The 18,153-nt window shown below is 43.3% G+C and carries 16 protein-coding genes; 6 read left to right on the top strand and 10 right to left on the bottom strand.

The genetic code is table 11. The features are described from left to right. Positions 1-79 precede the first annotated feature (79 nt). The 6 genes from AC0VYG_RS04030 to ffh form a co-directional block, all read right to left on the bottom strand. A complete protein-coding gene (locus AC0VYG_RS04030) occupies positions 80-814 on the bottom strand; it encodes a thioredoxin fold domain-containing protein (protein ID WP_475431064.1) in 735 nt (244 codons plus the stop codon). Positions 815-918: 104 nt separating this feature from the next. Next, a complete protein-coding gene (gene rplS, locus AC0VYG_RS04025) occupies positions 919-1,281 on the bottom strand; it encodes a 50S ribosomal protein L19 (protein WP_475431063.1) in 363 nt (120 codons plus the stop codon). Between the two features lie 70 nt (positions 1,282-1,351). After that, a complete protein-coding gene (trmD, locus tag AC0VYG_RS04020; protein ID WP_067019405.1) occupies positions 1,352-2,104 on the bottom strand; it encodes a tRNA (guanosine(37)-N1)-methyltransferase TrmD in 753 nt (250 codons plus the stop codon). 21 nt (positions 2,105-2,125) lie between these two features. After that, complete coding sequence (gene rimM / locus AC0VYG_RS04015; protein WP_067019402.1) at positions 2,126-2,671, bottom strand: ribosome maturation factor RimM; 546 nt, start codon at positions 2,669-2,671, stop codon at positions 2,126-2,128. A gap of 15 nt (positions 2,672-2,686) precedes the next feature. Continuing rightward, positions 2,687-2,935 carry a 30S ribosomal protein S16 gene (gene rpsP, locus AC0VYG_RS04010; protein WP_475431062.1) on the bottom strand — a complete coding sequence of 83 codons (249 nt, stop codon included), beginning with the start codon at positions 2,933-2,935 and terminating at the stop codon, positions 2,687-2,689. A gap of 197 nt (positions 2,936-3,132) precedes the next feature. Continuing rightward, positions 3,133-4,515, bottom strand: a complete 1,383-nt coding sequence (gene ffh / locus AC0VYG_RS04005) for a signal recognition particle protein (RefSeq protein WP_475431061.1) — start codon at positions 4,513-4,515, stop codon at positions 3,133-3,135. A 128-nt stretch (positions 4,516-4,643) separates the two neighbouring features. Between ffh and AC0VYG_RS04000 the strand changes: the two genes are divergently transcribed. The 3 genes from AC0VYG_RS04000 to AC0VYG_RS03990 all read left to right on the top strand — a co-directional run bounded on the left by AC0VYG_RS04000 (position 4,644) and on the right by AC0VYG_RS03990 (position 7,326). Beyond that, positions 4,644-5,411, top strand: a complete 768-nt coding sequence (locus AC0VYG_RS04000) for a cytochrome C assembly family protein (RefSeq protein ID WP_475431060.1) — start codon at positions 4,644-4,646, stop codon at positions 5,409-5,411. 83 nt (positions 5,412-5,494) lie between these two features. Next, on the top strand, positions 5,495-6,751 hold the full coding sequence (locus AC0VYG_RS03995; RefSeq protein WP_475431059.1) for an HlyC/CorC family transporter: 1,257 nt from the start codon (positions 5,495-5,497) through the stop codon (positions 6,749-6,751). A gap of 29 nt (positions 6,752-6,780) precedes the next feature. Further along, complete coding sequence (locus AC0VYG_RS03990) at positions 6,781-7,326, top strand: NUDIX hydrolase (RefSeq protein WP_475431058.1); 546 nt, start codon at positions 6,781-6,783, stop codon at positions 7,324-7,326. On the opposite strand, the gene AC0VYG_RS03985 is transcribed toward AC0VYG_RS03990, so the two are convergent. From AC0VYG_RS03985 to AC0VYG_RS03970, 4 genes are all read right to left on the bottom strand, one after another. Beyond that, a complete protein-coding gene (locus AC0VYG_RS03985) occupies positions 7,307-7,615 on the bottom strand; it encodes a hypothetical protein (protein ID WP_475431057.1) in 309 nt (102 codons plus the stop codon). The genes AC0VYG_RS03990 and AC0VYG_RS03985 overlap by 20 nt on opposite strands. A gap of 60 nt (positions 7,616-7,675) precedes the next feature. Continuing rightward, complete coding sequence (locus tag AC0VYG_RS03980; protein WP_475431056.1) at positions 7,676-8,539, bottom strand: DUF72 domain-containing protein; 864 nt, start codon at positions 8,537-8,539, stop codon at positions 7,676-7,678. 453 nt (positions 8,540-8,992) lie between these two features. Further along, positions 8,993-12,220, bottom strand: a complete 3,228-nt coding sequence (locus AC0VYG_RS03975; RefSeq protein WP_475431055.1) for a hypothetical protein — start codon at positions 12,218-12,220, stop codon at positions 8,993-8,995. Positions 12,221-12,490: 270 nt separating this feature from the next. Beyond that, positions 12,491-13,846, bottom strand: a complete 1,356-nt coding sequence (locus tag AC0VYG_RS03970) for a sigma-54 interaction domain-containing protein (protein WP_475431054.1) — start codon at positions 13,844-13,846, stop codon at positions 12,491-12,493. 376 nt (positions 13,847-14,222) lie between these two features. Here AC0VYG_RS03970 and AC0VYG_RS03965 point away from each other — a divergent pair, with 376 nt between their 5' ends. The 3 genes from AC0VYG_RS03965 (at position 14,223) to AC0VYG_RS03955 (ending at position 18,024) form a co-directional block, all read left to right on the top strand. Then, a complete protein-coding gene (locus AC0VYG_RS03965) occupies positions 14,223-15,662 on the top strand; it encodes an NAD-dependent succinate-semialdehyde dehydrogenase (RefSeq protein ID WP_475431053.1) in 1,440 nt (479 codons plus the stop codon). A gap of 27 nt (positions 15,663-15,689) precedes the next feature. Beyond that, the gene (locus AC0VYG_RS03960) at positions 15,690-16,856 is read left to right on the top strand and encodes an iron-containing alcohol dehydrogenase (RefSeq protein WP_475431052.1); all 1,167 of its coding nucleotides are present in this window, start codon (positions 15,690-15,692) and stop codon (positions 16,854-16,856) included. A 358-nt stretch (positions 16,857-17,214) separates the two neighbouring features. Next, on the top strand, positions 17,215-18,024 hold the full coding sequence (locus AC0VYG_RS03955) for an N-acyl homoserine lactonase family protein (RefSeq protein ID WP_475431051.1): 810 nt from the start codon (positions 17,215-17,217) through the stop codon (positions 18,022-18,024). Positions 18,025-18,153: the final 129 nt, after the last annotated feature.

Here is an 18,153-nt window from a genome sequence, read left to right as displayed (position 1 = left end):
TATACCGCCACACTCCAACAAACCCAACGCTGAAACGACTGAAGACACATCATGTTTAGTGGAATATTTCGCGATAACACTATAACCCAAGCTCTTTTGCTAACACGTTCGCAGGCAAATAACCTGGTACCAACTTACCATTACTCAAAATCATCGTCGGCGTACCACGAACCCCAATCTCATTACCTAAATTGTAATCAGAAGCGACAGGGTTAGCACAGGTATTTTCAGGGATATCGTCTCCTTCTATTGCTTTAGTAAACCACTCCTTAGGATTATCAGAACACCACACACTGACCATTTTTTTGTAGGCAGGAGAGCCGATCCCTGCTCGAGGATAAGCAAGATAGCGAACGGTAATACCCAACTTATTTAATTCCGGCACTTCTTTATGCAGCATTCGGCAGTATGCGCAATCCACATCGGTAAAAACCGTTATATGGGCTTTCTCATGTTTTGCTTTAAACACAATCATTTTGGAAACGGGTAACGACTCGACTTTAGCCAATTTCCCTAGCTGAGTTTCGTTCTCGATTTGCGAGCCATCAATTTTATACATATCCCCGACAATAAAATACTTGCCATCAGGACTCATATGCAGCGTTGGACCATCCTTTAGCTCAACGGTATAAAGATTTGTGCCCTTATGAAGCGAAATACTGTCGATTGAGTATTGAGGTAAGGCTCGCTTAATCGCAGCTTTGACTTCAGCCACCCCCGCCTGCGCTGTATTAGAAAACAATGTAAAAGAAAAGAGAGAAGCAAGAGCAACAAAAAACGACACGCGAGATCGAAGCGAACGAGGATTCATCATGAACACCTTAAATAATCAAAATACAGAGACTATTAGGCCACAATAGAGCAGATTGGTTCCATAAAAAAAGGCGACTTTCGTCGCCTTTTTTTAATGCAGAAAAATTAACGTTTCGCCAATTTTTCTTTAATACGTGCTGATTTACCAGAACGCTCGCGTAGGTAGTAGATCTTAGCCTGACGCACGTCACCGCGACGTTTCACTTCGATGCTTTCAACCAATGGGCTGTAAACTTGGAAAGCACGCTCTACACCGATACCGCTAGAGATTTTACGAACGGTAAATGCAGAGTTAAGGCCGCGGTTACGCTTAGCAATTACAACGCCTTCATAGGCCTGTAGACGCTCGCGTGAACCTTCCTTTACTTTAACTTGGACAACAACCGTGTCACCAGGGCCGAAGGCTGGGACATCTTTTGTCATCTGTTCAGCTTCAATCTGCTGAATCAGTTTAGTTTTATTACTCATGGATGTGACTCCTAATGATATTGGTTTCTTATCAGCATGAAGGTTCTTCTGTCTGATAAGCTCGCAATTCCTACTCTGCCGAGGTTGAATCTTCAGTTTCGCGAATAAACTCTTCTAACAACTTTTGCTGTTCCTTGTCCAACTCAAGGTCTTGCAAAAGGTCTGGCCGGCGTTGCCAAGTTCTTCCGAGCTTTTGCTTTAATCGCCAGCGTCTGATCTCCTCGTGGTTGCCACTAAGTAATACAGAAGGGACAGGTTCACCATCCAAAACTTCTGGGCGAGTGTAATGCGGGCAGTCCAACAACCCATCAGCAAACGAATCTTCGTCCGCCGAGGCCTGCTTTCCTAGCACCCCAGGTACCATACGAAATACAGCATCCATAAGCACCATGGCCGGCAATTCACCACCACTTAGGACAAAGTCGCCAATCGACCATTCTTCATCAATCTCAGATTGAATCAAACGCTCATCAACGCCTTCATAACGGCCTGCTACCAGAATAAATTCTGCTTGTTTAGCAAGCTGTTGCACGCCTTCTTGCGTCAGCGTACGCCCTTGAGGGGACAGATAAATAACTTTTGCGTTGGGCACCAATAATTTGGCACTCGCAATCGCATCTTTGAGAGGCTGAACTTTCATCAGCATCCCTGGACCACCACCATAAGGCCGATCATCTACTGTTTTATGTCGGTCATGAGTAAAGTCTCGGGGATTTATAAAATCCATCTCGACTAAACCAGACTTAATGGCTCTGCCCGTCACACCATACTGGGTAATGGCTTGAAACATTTCCGGAAAAAGCGATATCACGCTAACCTTCACGTTGTGACCTCAGTTTGTCAGTTAAAATTCCGGATCCCAATCGACCACCATTTCCTGCTGTTCAAGATTAATATCTAAAACATAAGTACCTGGTGCATAAGGAATCAGGCGTTCTTCACGATCAAAACTGCCTTCACACGCACGGATAACAAGAACATCATTCGCACCGGTTTCCATCAGTTGAGAAACCTTCCCTAAGAGGACACCCTCTTTGGTTGTAACCCTAAGACCTTCCAGCTGACTCCAGTAATAATCACCTTCCTCTAATGCTGGGAGTTCTTTGGCATCAATGTAGATATCTAACCCACAGAGTTCTTTTACTTGATCTCTGTCGCTATAACCTTTTACCGATGCCACCAAGCCACGGCCTTGCAGACGTCCCTGGTTTAGTTCAACGGTTTTCCACCCACTAGGAGTTTTCAACCACCAATGCTTGTAATCGAAGATTCCTCGCATCGGATCGGTGTGTGAATACAACTTCACCCACCCTTTAACACCATAAACTGATGTAATGCGTCCAACCACAAGGGCTTGCTCAGGAGCGGCCGCTTGCTTTAATTGAGACATAGCATTACCTCAGTATTAAGCGTTTTTGCCAGCTTCTTTAATAAGCTGAGCAGCACGGTCAGAAAGTTGAGCGCCTTGGCTAACCCAATGATTTACGCGATCTAGATCGATGCGTAGACGTTCTTCTTGACCACGAGCGATAGGGTTAAAGAAACCCAAACGTTCGATATAACGACCATCACGAGCACGACGGCTATCAGCCACGTTCAAATGATAGAATGGGCGCTTTTTAGAGCCACCACGAGAAAGACGAATAGTTACCATATGATTGGTTCCTTATTGCTTAACGAAACACCCCTTGCCGAGTCGATTTTTGACTCATACTACAAGAAGGCGGCATATTCTAGTCGATTAACTAGAAAAACAAAAGGGCGAATTACTCACCCAGACATTAAAAACGGCAGTTTTTTAACTGCCGCTAATAAAAACAAGAAGATACATTAAAAATTTAGAGAACGTTTCTAAAATTTAGGGAAATTTCCACCACCAGGCATGCCACCACCCGGCATCATTCCCCCTAAGCCTCGCATCATTTTCTTCATGCCACCTTTCGCAGACATTTTTTTCATCATCTTTTGCATTTGCTTATGCTGTTTTAAGAGACGATTTAAATCTTGGATCTGCAACCCCGCACCGCTTGAGATACGTTTTTTACGGGAACCATTAATGACATCTGGATTACGACGCTCTGCGGGTGTCATGGAGTTAATCAGGGCTTCCATTTGAACAAACATTTTATCGTTCACTTTGTCTTGAATATTACCTAGCTGCCCCATACCTGGAAGCTTGTCCAGCATGGAGCCCATACCGCCCATATTTTTCATCTGCTGAAGCTGTTCTTTAAAGTCTTCTAAATCGAAGCCTTTACCTTTTTTCAGCTTACCCGCAAGCTTTTCCGCTTTTTCTTTATCGATCTTTTGCTCTGCTTCCTCTATTAAAGAAAGCATATCGCCCATCCCCAAAATACGGGACGCCAAACGATCAGGGTGGAAAGGTTCTAACGCACTCGTTTTCTCCCCTACACCTAAGAACTTAATGGGTTTACCAGTAATATGGCGAACCGACAACGCCGCACCGCCACGGGCATCACCGTCGGTCTTGGTTAAAATCACCCCTGTCAGGGGTAACACATCACCAAATGCTTTCGCCGTATTCGCCGCATCTTGACCCGTCATGGCATCGACCACAAAAAGTGTCTCGATCGGGTTAATAGCACCGTGCAACGCTTTAATCTCAGCCATCATGTCGTCATCAATGGCCAAACGACCTGCCGTATCGACGATCAATACATCTTTATGAGCTTTCTTAGCGTAATCGATGGCATTGTTCGCGATATCAATCGGTTTTTGCGTTAAATCACTGGGAATAAAATCCGCCCCGACTTCACCCGCAAGCGTTTCAAGCTGTTTGATTGCCGCTGGGCGATAAATGTCGGCACTGACCACGGAGACCGATTTTTTATGGCGTTCTTTTAGGAACTTCGCCAACTTCGCAACCGAAGTGGTTTTACCCGCCCCTTGCAACCCCGCCATCAAGATCACCGCAGGACGGGCAGCCCGTAAATTCAGCTCGTCATTGGCTTGACCCATGACATTTTCCAGCTCTTGCTTAACAATCTTAAGAAAGACCTGGCCTGGACTTAAACTTTTTGTAACTTCGGTGCCCACGGCGCGTTCTTTAATCGCCGCAATAAAATCTTTAACAACAGGCAGAGCAACATCGGCTTCGAGAAGCGCCATACGCACTTCACGCAGTACGTCTTTGATATTGTCTTCTGTTAATTTGGCACGACCTCGAATACGATCAAGCGAGGAGGTTAAGCGATTCGATAAACTGTCGAACATGTTGCCCTCAAAATTTGCTCTATTATGGAAAAAACCTTCATTCACGGTTTAACCAAGGTGAAATTCACCCTATTATAACGGATAAATGATTGTCACCCTATACCTTTACTAATGGATCTATCAGTTTCATGACTCAATTATCGCTTTGGCTTGCTTGTATTGCATGTTTTACCTCGGGTATCACGTACTATTTTTGCCCAAAAGCGCGCCCTACACAGTTTATTGGTGCACTTGCCATCGCTTTGCATGCCTATGCATTAGGTCTCACGCTGCTAGATAGAAATGGCTTTACTTTTTTAACCATTGGATTGTTAATTGCCGTGATTGGCAATGCGTTGCTGTGGTTTAGCAGCCGCGATAAAGATTTATCTCTTCTTATGGCGGTTTCGTTTCCACTGACAGCCATTATTATTGCCCTGAATGCGATTCAGCCTTGGAACCTACATGAATTGCATAGTAACTCTTGGGGCACCAGCATCCATATATTAATTGCGTGCGTTGCCTACAGTTTATTTACTGCCGCCTGTGGAGTGGGAATTTTATTATCCATCCAAGAATACCAGCTAAAAAATCATAAGTTAAAACAACTTCTTAGAGTACCACCGCTGCAAGTATTAGAACGCCTGATGTTTGAATTCATCTGGGCCGCTTTTATTTTCTTAACCGCAGCCATTGCCACAGGCTTCTACTTCATTGACGATATTTTTGCCCAGCACATGGTTCACAAAACCTTCTTCACCATTGCTTCTTGGTTTGTTTTTGCAGGATTATTGATTGGTAGACGCTATGCAGGGTGGCGCGGCCAATTGGCGGTCAAGCTCACGCTCAGTGGCTTCTTCTTGCTTATGTTAGGCTATTTTGGCAGTCAAATTGCGTTACAAATTATTATGCATTAACGTCTAATACTATAAAGTCATTTGACAGCAACTTTTTAAGCACTAATAATCCCTTTTATCTTAACAATTGAGGCAGTCCCTTCTTGAACGATGTTCCCTTAAGTATTCTCGGTGGCATACTTTTTAGTCTAATCATAATCTCCGCCTTTTTCTCTAGCTCAGAAACAGGCATGCTGACCTTGAACAAGTATCGTCTTAAGCATCTGGTGAAAAACAAAAACCGCACGGCAATGCGAGTCAGCAAATTACTCGAGCGCCCAGATCGCCTGCTTGGCCTTATTCTGATTGGCAATAACTTTGTTAATATTTTAGCGTCTGCGATTGCAACCATCATTGCTGTGCGTATTTGGGGCGACGCAGGTGTCGCCATTGCCACAGCCGCACTTACATTGATTGTCCTTATCTTCGCCGAAGTGACCCCAAAAACCATGGCAGCACTTCACCCTGAAAAAGTGGCTTTTGCAGCGTCCTGGCTGCTATCGATCCTGCTGAAAGTGTTTTACCCTATTGTCGTTTTTGTTAACGGCCTATCCAACGGCTTATTACGGATTTTTGGTGTGCATACCATCCAAAATGACCAAAACAAGTTAGACTCTGAAGAGCTTCGTACCGTCGTTAATGAAGCAAGCGGCTTGATTCCAGCCGCTCACCAAGAAATGCTCTTGTCGATTTTGGACCTTGAAAAAGTCTCCGTAGAAGACATTATGATTCCTCGCAATGAAGTGGTGGGCATTGATATTGAAGACAGCATTGAAGAAATCATTGAACAAGTCTGTAGCAGCCGCCATACCCGCATGCCAGTTTATAATGGTGAGCTCAATAAAGTCATCGGCATTCTTCATTCCCGTCGTGCGGCCACTTTCTTACAAGATCCAAATCCCTCGAAAGCGGCGTTATTAAAAGCCACGGTTGAGCCCTACTTTATCCCAGAGAGTACTTCTCTCAATACCGTATTGCTGAACTTCCAAAAAGATCACCAACAAATGGGTATCGTGGTGGACGAATATGGCGATGTTCAAGGTATCGCCGCATTAGAAGACGTGTTAGAAGAAATCGTCGGGGAATTCACCCCCCCAACACAAGACGAAGAAGAAGAGATTCAGCCCCTAGAAGACGGCTCCTTTAGAATCGAAGGATCAACACACATTCGAGACATCAATAAAACCCTAGAATGGCATTTGCCGACCGATGGTCCAAAAACCCTAAACGGCCTGATTATTGAAACGCTAGAATTTATTCCTGAACACCCTATTAGTTTATGGGTAGGTCATTACCAGATTGAAATTCAAGAAATAGAAGATAAAGTTGTTAAATTCGCCAAGCTCAGGCTCAAACGCTAAGCTTAAGTGAAAACGCTAAGGATGTACCCATGAGATTTTGTCCAAACTGCGGCCACGCCGTGAACATGACGATACCAGAAGGCGACAACAGAGAACGAGCCGTATGTCCTCAATGTGACTTTATCGACTATGACAACCCAAGACTCATCACTGGCACCCTCCCCCTCTATAAGGGCAAAGTACTCTTATGTAGACGCAACATAGAGCCCCGTTTCGGCTACTGGACCTTACCCGCAGGCTTTATGGAAAATCAGGAAACCACAAGAGAAGGCGCTCTGCGCGAAACACTTGAAGAAAGCGGCTCAAATGCAACCTGCAAACAAGCGTTTAGCATGATTAGCATTCCGCACATTAACCAAATTCATTTGTTTTACCTTGCAGAGCTTGAGCAAGACGACTTTCATGCCACAGAAGAAAGCTCGGAAGTCGCCTTATTTGAACTGGATAACATCCCATGGGATGAATTAGCCTTTAGCAGCGTCAGCAAAACGCTAAACTTCTTTATTGAGGACCACAAAAAAGGCCATTATGGTTTCCATGAAGACACCATTATATTTAACGTTGTATCGGAATAATATGATAAGCCACTTCCTCATAAGGGTGTGAGGACAACAAGGCATTAATTGCGCCCTGCTTGACATCTTCTTGCAGCAGCATTTCAACACGATACTCGCAAATGTGTGAAATCTCATTCACCTTCCCAGAATGCGGGTCTGCCCCCTCAAGAGGTCGAAACTGCCCCTCTCCTTTAATCTGCCAGCAATAATGATCATAATTCCCTAATGACCCAGCCCCCACAGAAAACAACGCCTGTTTTACTTTATCTAAATCTGTTTCAGGCACATAAAATATGAGTGAATACATAAAACTCTCCTTAGTTATTAACTAATTATTATTATAGGTAAAGCCATTTTCAACACACCACTACCATAGACTAACTTGCTCTTGACTTTGAGGCAAAGACAATTTCGCTTGATACTCAGGGCGTAAATCTCGCACCTTTTCATCCAATTGAGCTGCCAATGTGGGCGCGGCAATATTATCCGAGGAATGCACAAATACGCTCGGCGTCAGCCTTTCAGACAACCATTGCGACAGTTTCATCGCCCATTGGTCCAGCCAAGCGTCATTAAGAGGTAAATCTGGATGACCAATAAAACGCACCACAGGATGCCCTGAAGTCGCAATAGGGTGACAAGGCACACGAGGCTTTTTCTTTTGTGCATCCACCAAGCTGTCACAATAGGCATCCGTAGAAAACACCGGACGTGAATCCATAACAACCCGATTCACGCCACGCTCAGACAATGCGGACAACAAACAACGCTCTGTATTACCTTTATCAAAATACGCCAAATGACGCACTTCCACCGATAACGGTGCCGACAGCGACCACAAATCACATAAAGCTAGAATCGTTTCCAGCGCACGCTCATCGCACACAGCAGGGAACTGCAGCATTGTTGGCCCAAGCTTACTCAACAAGGGCTCCAACGACCCCATAAATTCCAGCCAATCCCGTTGCACCCCTTGCCAAGGTCGCTCAATTAAACGATGAGTGACCGTCTGCGGCGCTTTAAAACTAAATTTAAACCCATCATTGACCGACTCATACCAACGCATCAACTGAGCATTATCCACCTTAGTGTAAAAAGTACTGCCCACCTCAACAGTAGAAAACACTTGGGAATAACGGCCTATTCGCTCTCCTGTTGCCAAAGAGCCCGGATACAACCAGTTCACCCAAGCAGGGTGTTGCCACTGAGCCATGCCGTAATAAATCTTCATTGAGGACATAAGTCTTATTATTCCACTCTACTTCTTTTCATCAGTATATGGCGAAACAAATCCTTAAAAAACCAAACTGGGTAATTTAGCGGAGATACAAACATCGAATCATGCTGCCGAGCTAAAGCCACTCTAGACACGGATAGGCAAATCAGTGAGGCGTGCTGTGGAATAGAATCCAACAAGGTGAATTGAAAACAGATATTAGTAGAAATAAACCAGTAGGAATGGATGGTACTACCAGATTACTCCGATTATTGCGTAAACGTAACGCTAATACGGCTCTGAAGTGCAGTATTAACGTTACTTAGGAAGGCGATAAATAAGCCGTCAAAACCTTAGGCTTTCAGAGAAATCATCAATTAAGACACGACTTTGAAGGAATATACTTTCGAAAGATCGCAACGATAAGTGACATTTTTCTTAAAAGCCTTAACAGCCGTCCTATATTGGTTATTTCGGGTTAGGAGGGGTAACCATTTGCTCAACCCAACCGGAGCCCACTTCCGTTCCATCTTTCATATATATGCGGCTTGCGCCTTCATAGATCGGAGCCCCTAAAGATGAAGATAGCATTGTGGTCCTCGTATAAGGCGTGACGGTCTTAATCGTAAACGTAAGATCTTGATCTACCCCACATGCTTCCTCTCGACCTGCACGCTTGGCATATGCCGAAAGTACGTAACGTGCTTGGGAAAAAGCCTTAACGGTTACCTCAATTTCACAAGCCCAACATTGTGGATATGGCGAGTCGCCTACTTTTTGAAATTGCTTGGTAAATTGAATGCGATAATTATTCCCCTGATCATTAACTTGTGGGTCTATTGCCTGATACGGATTTAACAAATCCGAAATTGCATAAGCGGAATAAGTATCTATTGCATTAGGTCCTAAAATACCTGTATACAAATTCATAAAGCTAGCCGGCTTTGCATCCCCCTTATCAGTATCATAATTGCCCACACTATGCGCTTTATTCCAAAAAGCAACAAACAACAGCGTTGATCCCGCATAGGCACCTTTAGTTAATACCACAGGCAGCCAACAGCCTAAGTATAATTGCTTGCTTGCAGGAGATTTGGATGAAAGTGAAGCAATATGGGATGCCAGTTTGCCTGTCAGGCTATCCGATGGTAGCGATTTACCCTCTTGTTTCACCTCGTTTAAAATGCTTCGTCCTTGTGGTTCTAGTATGCTTTGAGCCTTAGCTAGAATCTCCACTATCTGGTTGGCTTTACAAGCTCGATATGAGGTAGGAGCATCAAACAGAGCCTGTCGATCAAGCCAAAGATGACTTACATCGCCACTATGATCACTACTATCACCATGAAAATGATAGCTTTCCTCAAAACCTTCAAATTGCTCCCATTGAGACAACGGCCACCACTCTGCGTGACGAGTAATCGTAACCTCCCAACTTATAACACTAAGTCGAGGTTGAGCATATTCCACAGAACTGTTCTTGGTATCACCTGCTTGGTGAATTGGGTCAATCCCCACGTACGAACCGAGGCCTTCTGGAACCAATCCACGCTCATCAATCACATGGACTTTCAATGAGTATTGATAAGGAGCCGTTTCAGCTTTTTCATCCTTAGAATATTTCCACAACCACGTACTGCCTTGCCCCTCTAATATGTATGCACTTCCAGGCTGCCCTATTTGACCTGTATACATAGAAGCCGATGGTCTACTGCTTTCAGCATCATAGCTTACCCGAACAGTCGTACCTGACAATAAATCCACATTAATATGGTAGTCTTCAGCTTGGCTTTTAACGCTTCCAAAACCTAAGGCATTAATCACTGATTGCAATACATTCTCAGGCTCATCCCCACCATAAGAGGAAGTAACGTGAAAGTGATTTCCTTTTGAGCTAAAACTAAAATCAAAGTCAACGGCGGTTAAGCACAAACCATCTAATAAAACATTAGAATTTGGCTCGATAAACGTTAATTCAAACGAATGGTCATCGCCTTGATCGTCCTCAAGCAAGCCAACATAAAACCACCACTGACTTTTTACACTCTCTAGCCTAGATAAAGCAGTAGGAAAGCTTAAACCGTTAATATTACCAGTGGGATAAGCATATTTAATGACAGGGTCACTAGTAGAATAAGCAGGCTTAGCCGAAAGCAACTGGTTTTCAGCTGATCCAGGATAAACATTGTTTTTCGCTTGATTATGGACTTGCACTGTCACAGGTGGATTACATTCTGTACAAGGGGTTCCATATAAAGTGCGCACACCACCAGGTTCAACCAAAATGTTAATCGCACAATTATAATAAGTCAGATCTCGCCATGTGCCGTTAATGTGATTCCACGTGTCAAAACCAACCTGACAGTTGATCGCCTCACAGCTCTGATAAGTCACATTTTTCGCACCAATAGCGTAAAGTCTTGGGTCTGGCGCCCAACCAAATCCTGTTCCCATTCCAATTATAATATTTTGATCTTGCAGGTTATTAACATACACATTGGATGCCGAACAACGAGATAAAGCGATATTTTCTCCCCATACACTAAAACCTGTGCTTACTTTATCCTGTGGATTAATCGCGCGAATGTTATCCACACGACAGTCGGTGAGAGATACATCGATACCATAAACTTCCAGCCCCGTGGCTTTTGCCCCTGTATTAAACTGTGTTACGCCATCCTTGACATGCTCAGCATAAAAGTTTTTTACCGTGACATTCATATCAAGAAATACCGACATACCGTGACAGTCATCACAACTGCCGATAATATTTTTGGCTGAGCAATTTTCAAATTCAAAATCATCACAGAACACCGGGATAAAGCCTAATACGGTATGCCCTATTGTGCGGATATTACAACCAAAATGAGATTGTATTGACTCAGCATGGCAATTTTTAGTTTTGATACCTTGCGACATCGCATAACTAAAACCATTTATACCTCCAGCATAATTATAAAGATTACTGACGCTGCAGTTTTTTACTTCACCATAAAGAGTATTTAAAAATTGAATACCTGAACAAGCATCAGCGGTCACATAAAAATATTCCATTTTGCAATCAACAACTTTAACATTTCTAGCCATTTTTATCTGAACACCCGTCGGACAAGCGTTACGAATATTTGTATTTTTATATTCCAATCCACTAATATTGACACTATCAATGGTTAGATATTCAACCATTTCTGCTTGAATACCATAAAGACACATATTAGTCAGTGATCCATTCATAATGGTTACATTTGAAGCATAATATACCGCTATTCCAATGAGATGCTTAGAACTGTCTTGCACAACAGCATTTAAATCACTTTGCTGTAAATCTAGAGTTACATTATCGCATAGTATGATAATGCCGCAGGCCGTATCTGAATTAGGAGACCAAGATATTTTTTTTGACTTTGCGAATTTGTAAACACCTGGTTGGTCGATGATTATGCCTTCAGGGGGAATTTCCGTAATCAGCTTTTCGCTCTGGATACGTGGCATTGGTATGCTAAAAAGTACTTCACTGATATCACTCACTTTTACACTGATATCATACGCTTCCAATAAATCATATAAAAGAGAACCTAACTTGGAAAAAAATTCATGCGAAAGCAATTCCTCTTTGAACGCACTCACTTCATTAGAGATATCAGAATTGATAAGCTCACCACTTTCTTTATAGGATTTAAATTTTTCCAAAGTATCCATGAGTTAGCTCCTTATTACAGATTAGAAAATTGAAGCAATCGATATAAGATCGGCATTTACTTAGCAGTATAAGTAGATTATCTTTTCTGAGAAAAAAATGATCATTTACGATTAGGGACCAGCTTAATCTGTTTCATTCATTTTTGCGATTACACTCTATTACACTAAAAAAATCCCAGAGCTTACAATCCATGTTGTACATAAAAAGAGCTAACACGCTATCGTCCCTATGTGCATAGCCTTCCAAGTCGTCACACTATTGCGCGTATTCTACTGTTTATCTTGACGCCAACGCTTTTGTTTTTTCACCAACGTTGATTGGTCAATACCAAGCAGATTCGCAGCGGATCTCGTCGTGCCACATGCTTTTATCGCCTCATCAATTAATCTCTGCTCTAACGCCTCAACCTGTGATTTTAGGGAACGTTGCTCGCCGATAAAGGATGGTTTTAGTTTAAATTCAGGCGGTAGTTGCTCAATGGTAATCAATGGCTGCTTAGCCGTAACGACCAATCTCTCGGTTAAATTTATCAACTCACGAATATTACCAGGCCAGTCGTAGCCACATAGTTGCGCAATCACATCTTGATGCCAATGGCAATCCAGCTCATACATGTTATTAAAATATTGGACATAATGCTCAAGCAGTGGAGCAATCTCCTCATTCCTGTCCCGTAACGGGGGCAGAGTAATGGGAACGACGTTCAGTCTATACAGCAGGTCTTCTCTAAATAATTTAACCTTTACCAGCTTTTTTAAGTCGTGGTGTGTAGCAGAAATTAAACGAAAGTTTACCGCCTTAAATTCTGTACCTCCAACAGGAATAAAGCGATTTTCAGCAATCACCTTAAGTAACTTTACTTGCAGACTTAACGGTAAATCACCAATCTCATCCAAGAATAACGTGCCATTATTAGCGGCTTCAAGCAACCCGATTCGTCCTTTTGCTGAAGCCCCCGTAAATGCTCCTGGCATATACCCAAAAAGTTCCGCTTCTAATAAGGATTCTGGCATAGCCGCACAATTGAGCTCAATAAATGGACCATCACAAACCTTGCTATATTGATGAATGGTATTCGCTAATAGCGTTTTCCCTGTCCCTGTTTCCCCTTCAATCAGTACTTTGGCATTTGAGGCTGCCACTTTTTTGGCCAAATCGTAACAAGCCTTGGTATTACGACTAATGATAAAGGTTTCTTGATTGCCACCAACGACAGCAGACGTCCCGTAAAGTTCTTTTAATTTGAGCAATTGGTCTAGTTGCTCTTCTTTATGCTTTGCTTTTAGTAGCTCTGTAATATCTCTTGCTGTGGTGACAATATATTCAATGCGACCTTTCTCATCAAACATGGGGGTTCCTGAAACAAATATTTTGTGATCACCGCCAATGGTTTGAATAATAGTAACAACATCTAATTTTTTAATTACTTCAAGCGAAACTGAGCGTGAAATATACCCCGCCTTTACCACTTCAGACATATGCATGCCAATCAAGCGATTCCTTGATAAGCCTGTCATTTTTTCATAGGCTTTATTTACGGTAACGGTCACACCATTCCCATCAGTTATATAGACACCATCATTCAGCGCATCAATAACTCGCTGTAGATTTTTATCAAAGACCACTCGTTTACCCTCATGTTTTGCGTAAACGTAGCGCCTACGCCTACTGAAGCCCAACACACCTGCCTTCATTCATTAAAAAGCATTTCAGCTCAACCATCTATTTTTATTTTAAATTTCTATAGTTTTTGATGAAAAAATTCATCTTAAACTTGATTTTGATGATTATTTTCATCAAAAAATACATGCGTTTTTAACCAAAGAAAAACTTTATTCTTAAAAATCATACAGTTGAGAAATTGTCTTTTACTTGGTATGTCGCTTGCAAAAAGGCAGTTCAAGAAGCATTTAACTTGAAACCAGATGATCACTTTTTCTCCCTATTCAAGTTATGTGCTTCTTATATGAATCCAAGATAACTAATATAAAGGAGATTCTAATGTTACAAGATATGTCACTTTTAAAAACTCGCTGCTTAGTCAATGGCGAGTGGATTAAGGCCAAAGCGAAAACAACACACCCTGTTACTAACCCTGATACGGGTGAAGTCATTGCCCACATCCCTCATCTCTCCCCAGAAGAAATTCCAGCCGTTATCGAAGCCTCTCGTATTGCACAAAAGAAATGGGCAGCACTGGCAGCGAAAGAGCGTTCTGTAATCTTAAGACGCTGGTTTGAACTAATAATCGAGAATACCGATGACCTCGCACTATTAATGACCACAGAACAAGGCAAGCCCTTAGCAGAAGCAAGAGGTGAAATCGGCTACGCTGCCTCATTCATTGAGTGGTTTGCCGAAGAGGCAAAACGTATATATGGCGACACCATCCCCGCCCCCCGAGCCGACCAAAGGCTGACAGTCATCCGTCAACCGATCGGTGTAACCGCCGCAATTACACCATGGAATTTTCCTGCAGCAATGATTACCCGTAAAGCCGCGCCAGCACTGGCAGCTGGGTGTTCAATGATTGTTCGCCCTGCTGACCTAACGCCATTAACGGCATTAGCAATTGGCGAACTCGCACAACGCGCTGGCATTCCTGACGGTGTTTTTCAAGTCATCACAGGTTCGGCAAGCAAACTAGGCAAGGTCCTTACCGACAGCCAAGCCGTTACTAAGTTGTCCTTCACTGGCTCCACGGAAGTCGGTCGTTTATTGATGGCGCAATGCGCGCAAACCATCAAAAAAGTCTCTTTGGAACTGGGTGGCAACGCCCCCTTTATCGTTTTTGATGATGCGGATCTTGATAAAGCCGTCGAAGGTGCAATGGCCTCCAAATACCGTAACGCAGGACAAACTTGTGTTTGCGCAAACCGCATTTTAGTTCAGCGTAAGGTTTATGACGCATTTACCGCGAAATTGACCGAAAAAGTCAAAGCCTTGAAAGTTGGCAGCGGCGTTGAGGCTGGCACAGAAATTGGCCCAATGATCGAAGAAAAAGCCATCCTCAAAGTTGAAGATCATATCCAAGATGCCATCAGTAAAGGCGCCAAGTTGGTATTTGGTGGGGAACGTTTGGGAGGACTGTACTTACAGCCAGCCATTTTAACTGGCGTTACCGCAGACATGAAAGTGGCACAAGAAGAAACATTTGGCCCAATGGCGCCGTTGTTTATGTTTGATACCGAAGAAGAAGCCATTGCCATGGCAAACAATACCATTTTTGGACTCGCTGCGTATTTCTATACTCGCGATCATGGCCGCATGGTCCGCGTATCTGAAGGGCTGGAATACGGCATGGTCGGTCACAACACGGGATTAATTTCCAACGAAGTCGCCCCTTTTGGTGGCGTCAAACAATCTGGTCTTGGTCGAGAGGGCTCTAAGTATGGCATCGAAGAATACCTTGAAATGAAATACATATGCAGCGCTTTGTAGGCCAACAACCAGCAATTGGAGATCATTATGACAGCTAACATCAAACCCTTTTCCTTTAATACGCCAGGGTCCACACACCTTGAATGGGGCGGAGCTAAGCGTCTTGGGGAATTGCTTAGTGAATGGTTCAAAGAACGTCATTTACTCATCGTAACCGATAAATTTTTGAATGAAAGCGGACTTTTGGAACAAGCCAAACACTCTCTCAAAAAACACGGCTTCACAGTAACGGTATTTGACAGAGTGGTCGCGGATCCACCAGAGCACGTATTAATGGAATGCGTTGAACAAGGCCAAAGAAGCCATGCGGATATCGTTCTAGGCTTGGGCGGTGGTTCTTCTATGGATATCGCCAAACTCGCAGCAGTGATGCTGACCTCGGAACAGTCTCTTGCGGACCTCTATGGCATTGGCAAAGTCACAGGCACCAGAGCGCCACTGGTCCAAATACCCACAACGGCAGGCACCGGCTCAGAAGTAACCAACATTACGATCCTTACAACCGGTGAGACCACCAAGATGGGGGTTGTATCACAACAGCTTTACGCAGACCGCGTTTTGTTGGATGCGGAACTCACGGTTGGTCTGCCTGTGCTACCGACTGCGGCAACGGGTATTGATGCCATGGTTCATGCCATCGAAGCATACACTTCGGTACACCTTAAAAACCCGTTGTCGGATGCATTAGCAAAAGAAGCTTTGCGTTTGTTGAGCAAAAACCTCTTAACCGCTTGCCAAAACGGTAAAAACCGCGCCGCTCGCGAAGCCATGTTATTAGGAGCAAATCTAGCAGGCCAAGCCTTCTCAAATAGCCCAGTGGCTGCTGTTCATGCCCTTGCTTATCCACTAGGTGGTCATTATCACCTACCACACGGCCTAACCAACGCTCTCATGCTTGGGCCCGTTTTACGCTACAACATGACCGTGGCGGCACCGTTGTACGCGGAGCTTGCGGATGTGGTTCTAGGCGACTCAGATGAGGCAGTGGAAATACGCTCTGCAAACTTTGTCGACTTCATGCAAAACCTAATGAACGAATCGGGCGCGCCACAAAGCCTGAAAGAAGTCGGTGTGACAAAAGAAAGTTTACCGACTTTAGCCAAAGACGCCATGTTGCAAACCCGTTTACTTGGTAATAATCCAGTACCAGTTACAGAAGAAGATGCACTCGCGTTGTACCAAGCGGCTTTTTGATTCTTAAAAACAACGGAGTAGCGATATAAACATTCCCAGTGGAAAGGCTTCTTAAAATATAGACTCAGAGACATTGAGGGTGTTTATAAAATCCCCCAAACATTTTAACCAGGAGAAGATAAATATGAGCTAAGCCTCTAACCAATTAATTAAGTAAGATAAAACACTATTTATAGAGACCTTAGCACGATGTCACGAGCGACGCCAAGACGCGGAAAAAACAGACGATAAAGCGGAGTTTATAGTTATAAATGAGCATTTTGAGTCTTTTTTTAACAAAGTATTGGCAAGCGCAGTAGTCGTGCAAAAGTCTCTTATAATCTCACCATTAAAAATATAATTATAAAAGGGTTCTAAAATGGAAGAATTAAAGTTATACGCTATGACATGTGGCTGGATTACTATGCCTTACGGTTTTTTTATGGCAGGAGAAACCGGCAGTTTGGCTATTCCTATACCATGCTATTTAATTGAACACCCCAAAGGAACGGTATTATTTGATACGGGCTTGGAGCTACCTTTACAGTCCAAAGATGAAAATGTCGTTAAAGATGCACTAGGTGGCTTTGCAGAATTAACAACGGTGGATTTTGTTCCCGGTGAAGACGTAGCAAAGCGCTTAGAAGCTTTCGGCGTGGACCCATTAAAAATTAATTATGTGATTAACTCTCATCTACACTTCGATCATTGCGGCGGCAATGCGTGTGTCCCCAATGCACGTATCGTTATACAAAAGCGAGAATGGGAAGCGGCTAAAGATGATGAAAACATTGAAAAAGGCATCTACGTACCACGACATTATGATTTAGGCCATGATCGCCTAGAAATAGATGGCGAACACGATTTATTTGGTGACGGTTCAGTGGTATTAATCCCAAGCTACGGGCACACTCCTGGGCATCAATCTCTTAAAGTCAAACTTGATGGAAAAGAAGTGGTGATTGCAGCAGACGCTTGTTACTTAAAAGCGTCGCTTGACAAAATGACCCTACCAGATGCAATGGTTGTCAATGATGCTCAAGCCATGCTAAATAATTTTGATTTATTCAAAAAGCTCAAAGCAAAAGGAGCATTTATCTTATATGGACACGACCCTAAGCAATCAAAATCATTGACTGATGGCAGCATCCGCCGGATAACAGCCGAGACGCTGACAAGTCTGTCATAACAAGTTCTTAGCTAAGGAGTACATGAGTAGTTTTAACTGTCTTAAACTCCCAATAAGAGCGCATAACCTGCTGGACTAGACACTTATAAACCACTAAACGAGGTAATTTTCCCTATTTAGTGGTTTATA

Source organism: Marinomonas sp. 63XJN7_7_ISO-PGPR-S23-202, assembly GCF_056173505.1.
This window is presented reverse-complemented; position numbering and strand designations above follow the sequence as displayed.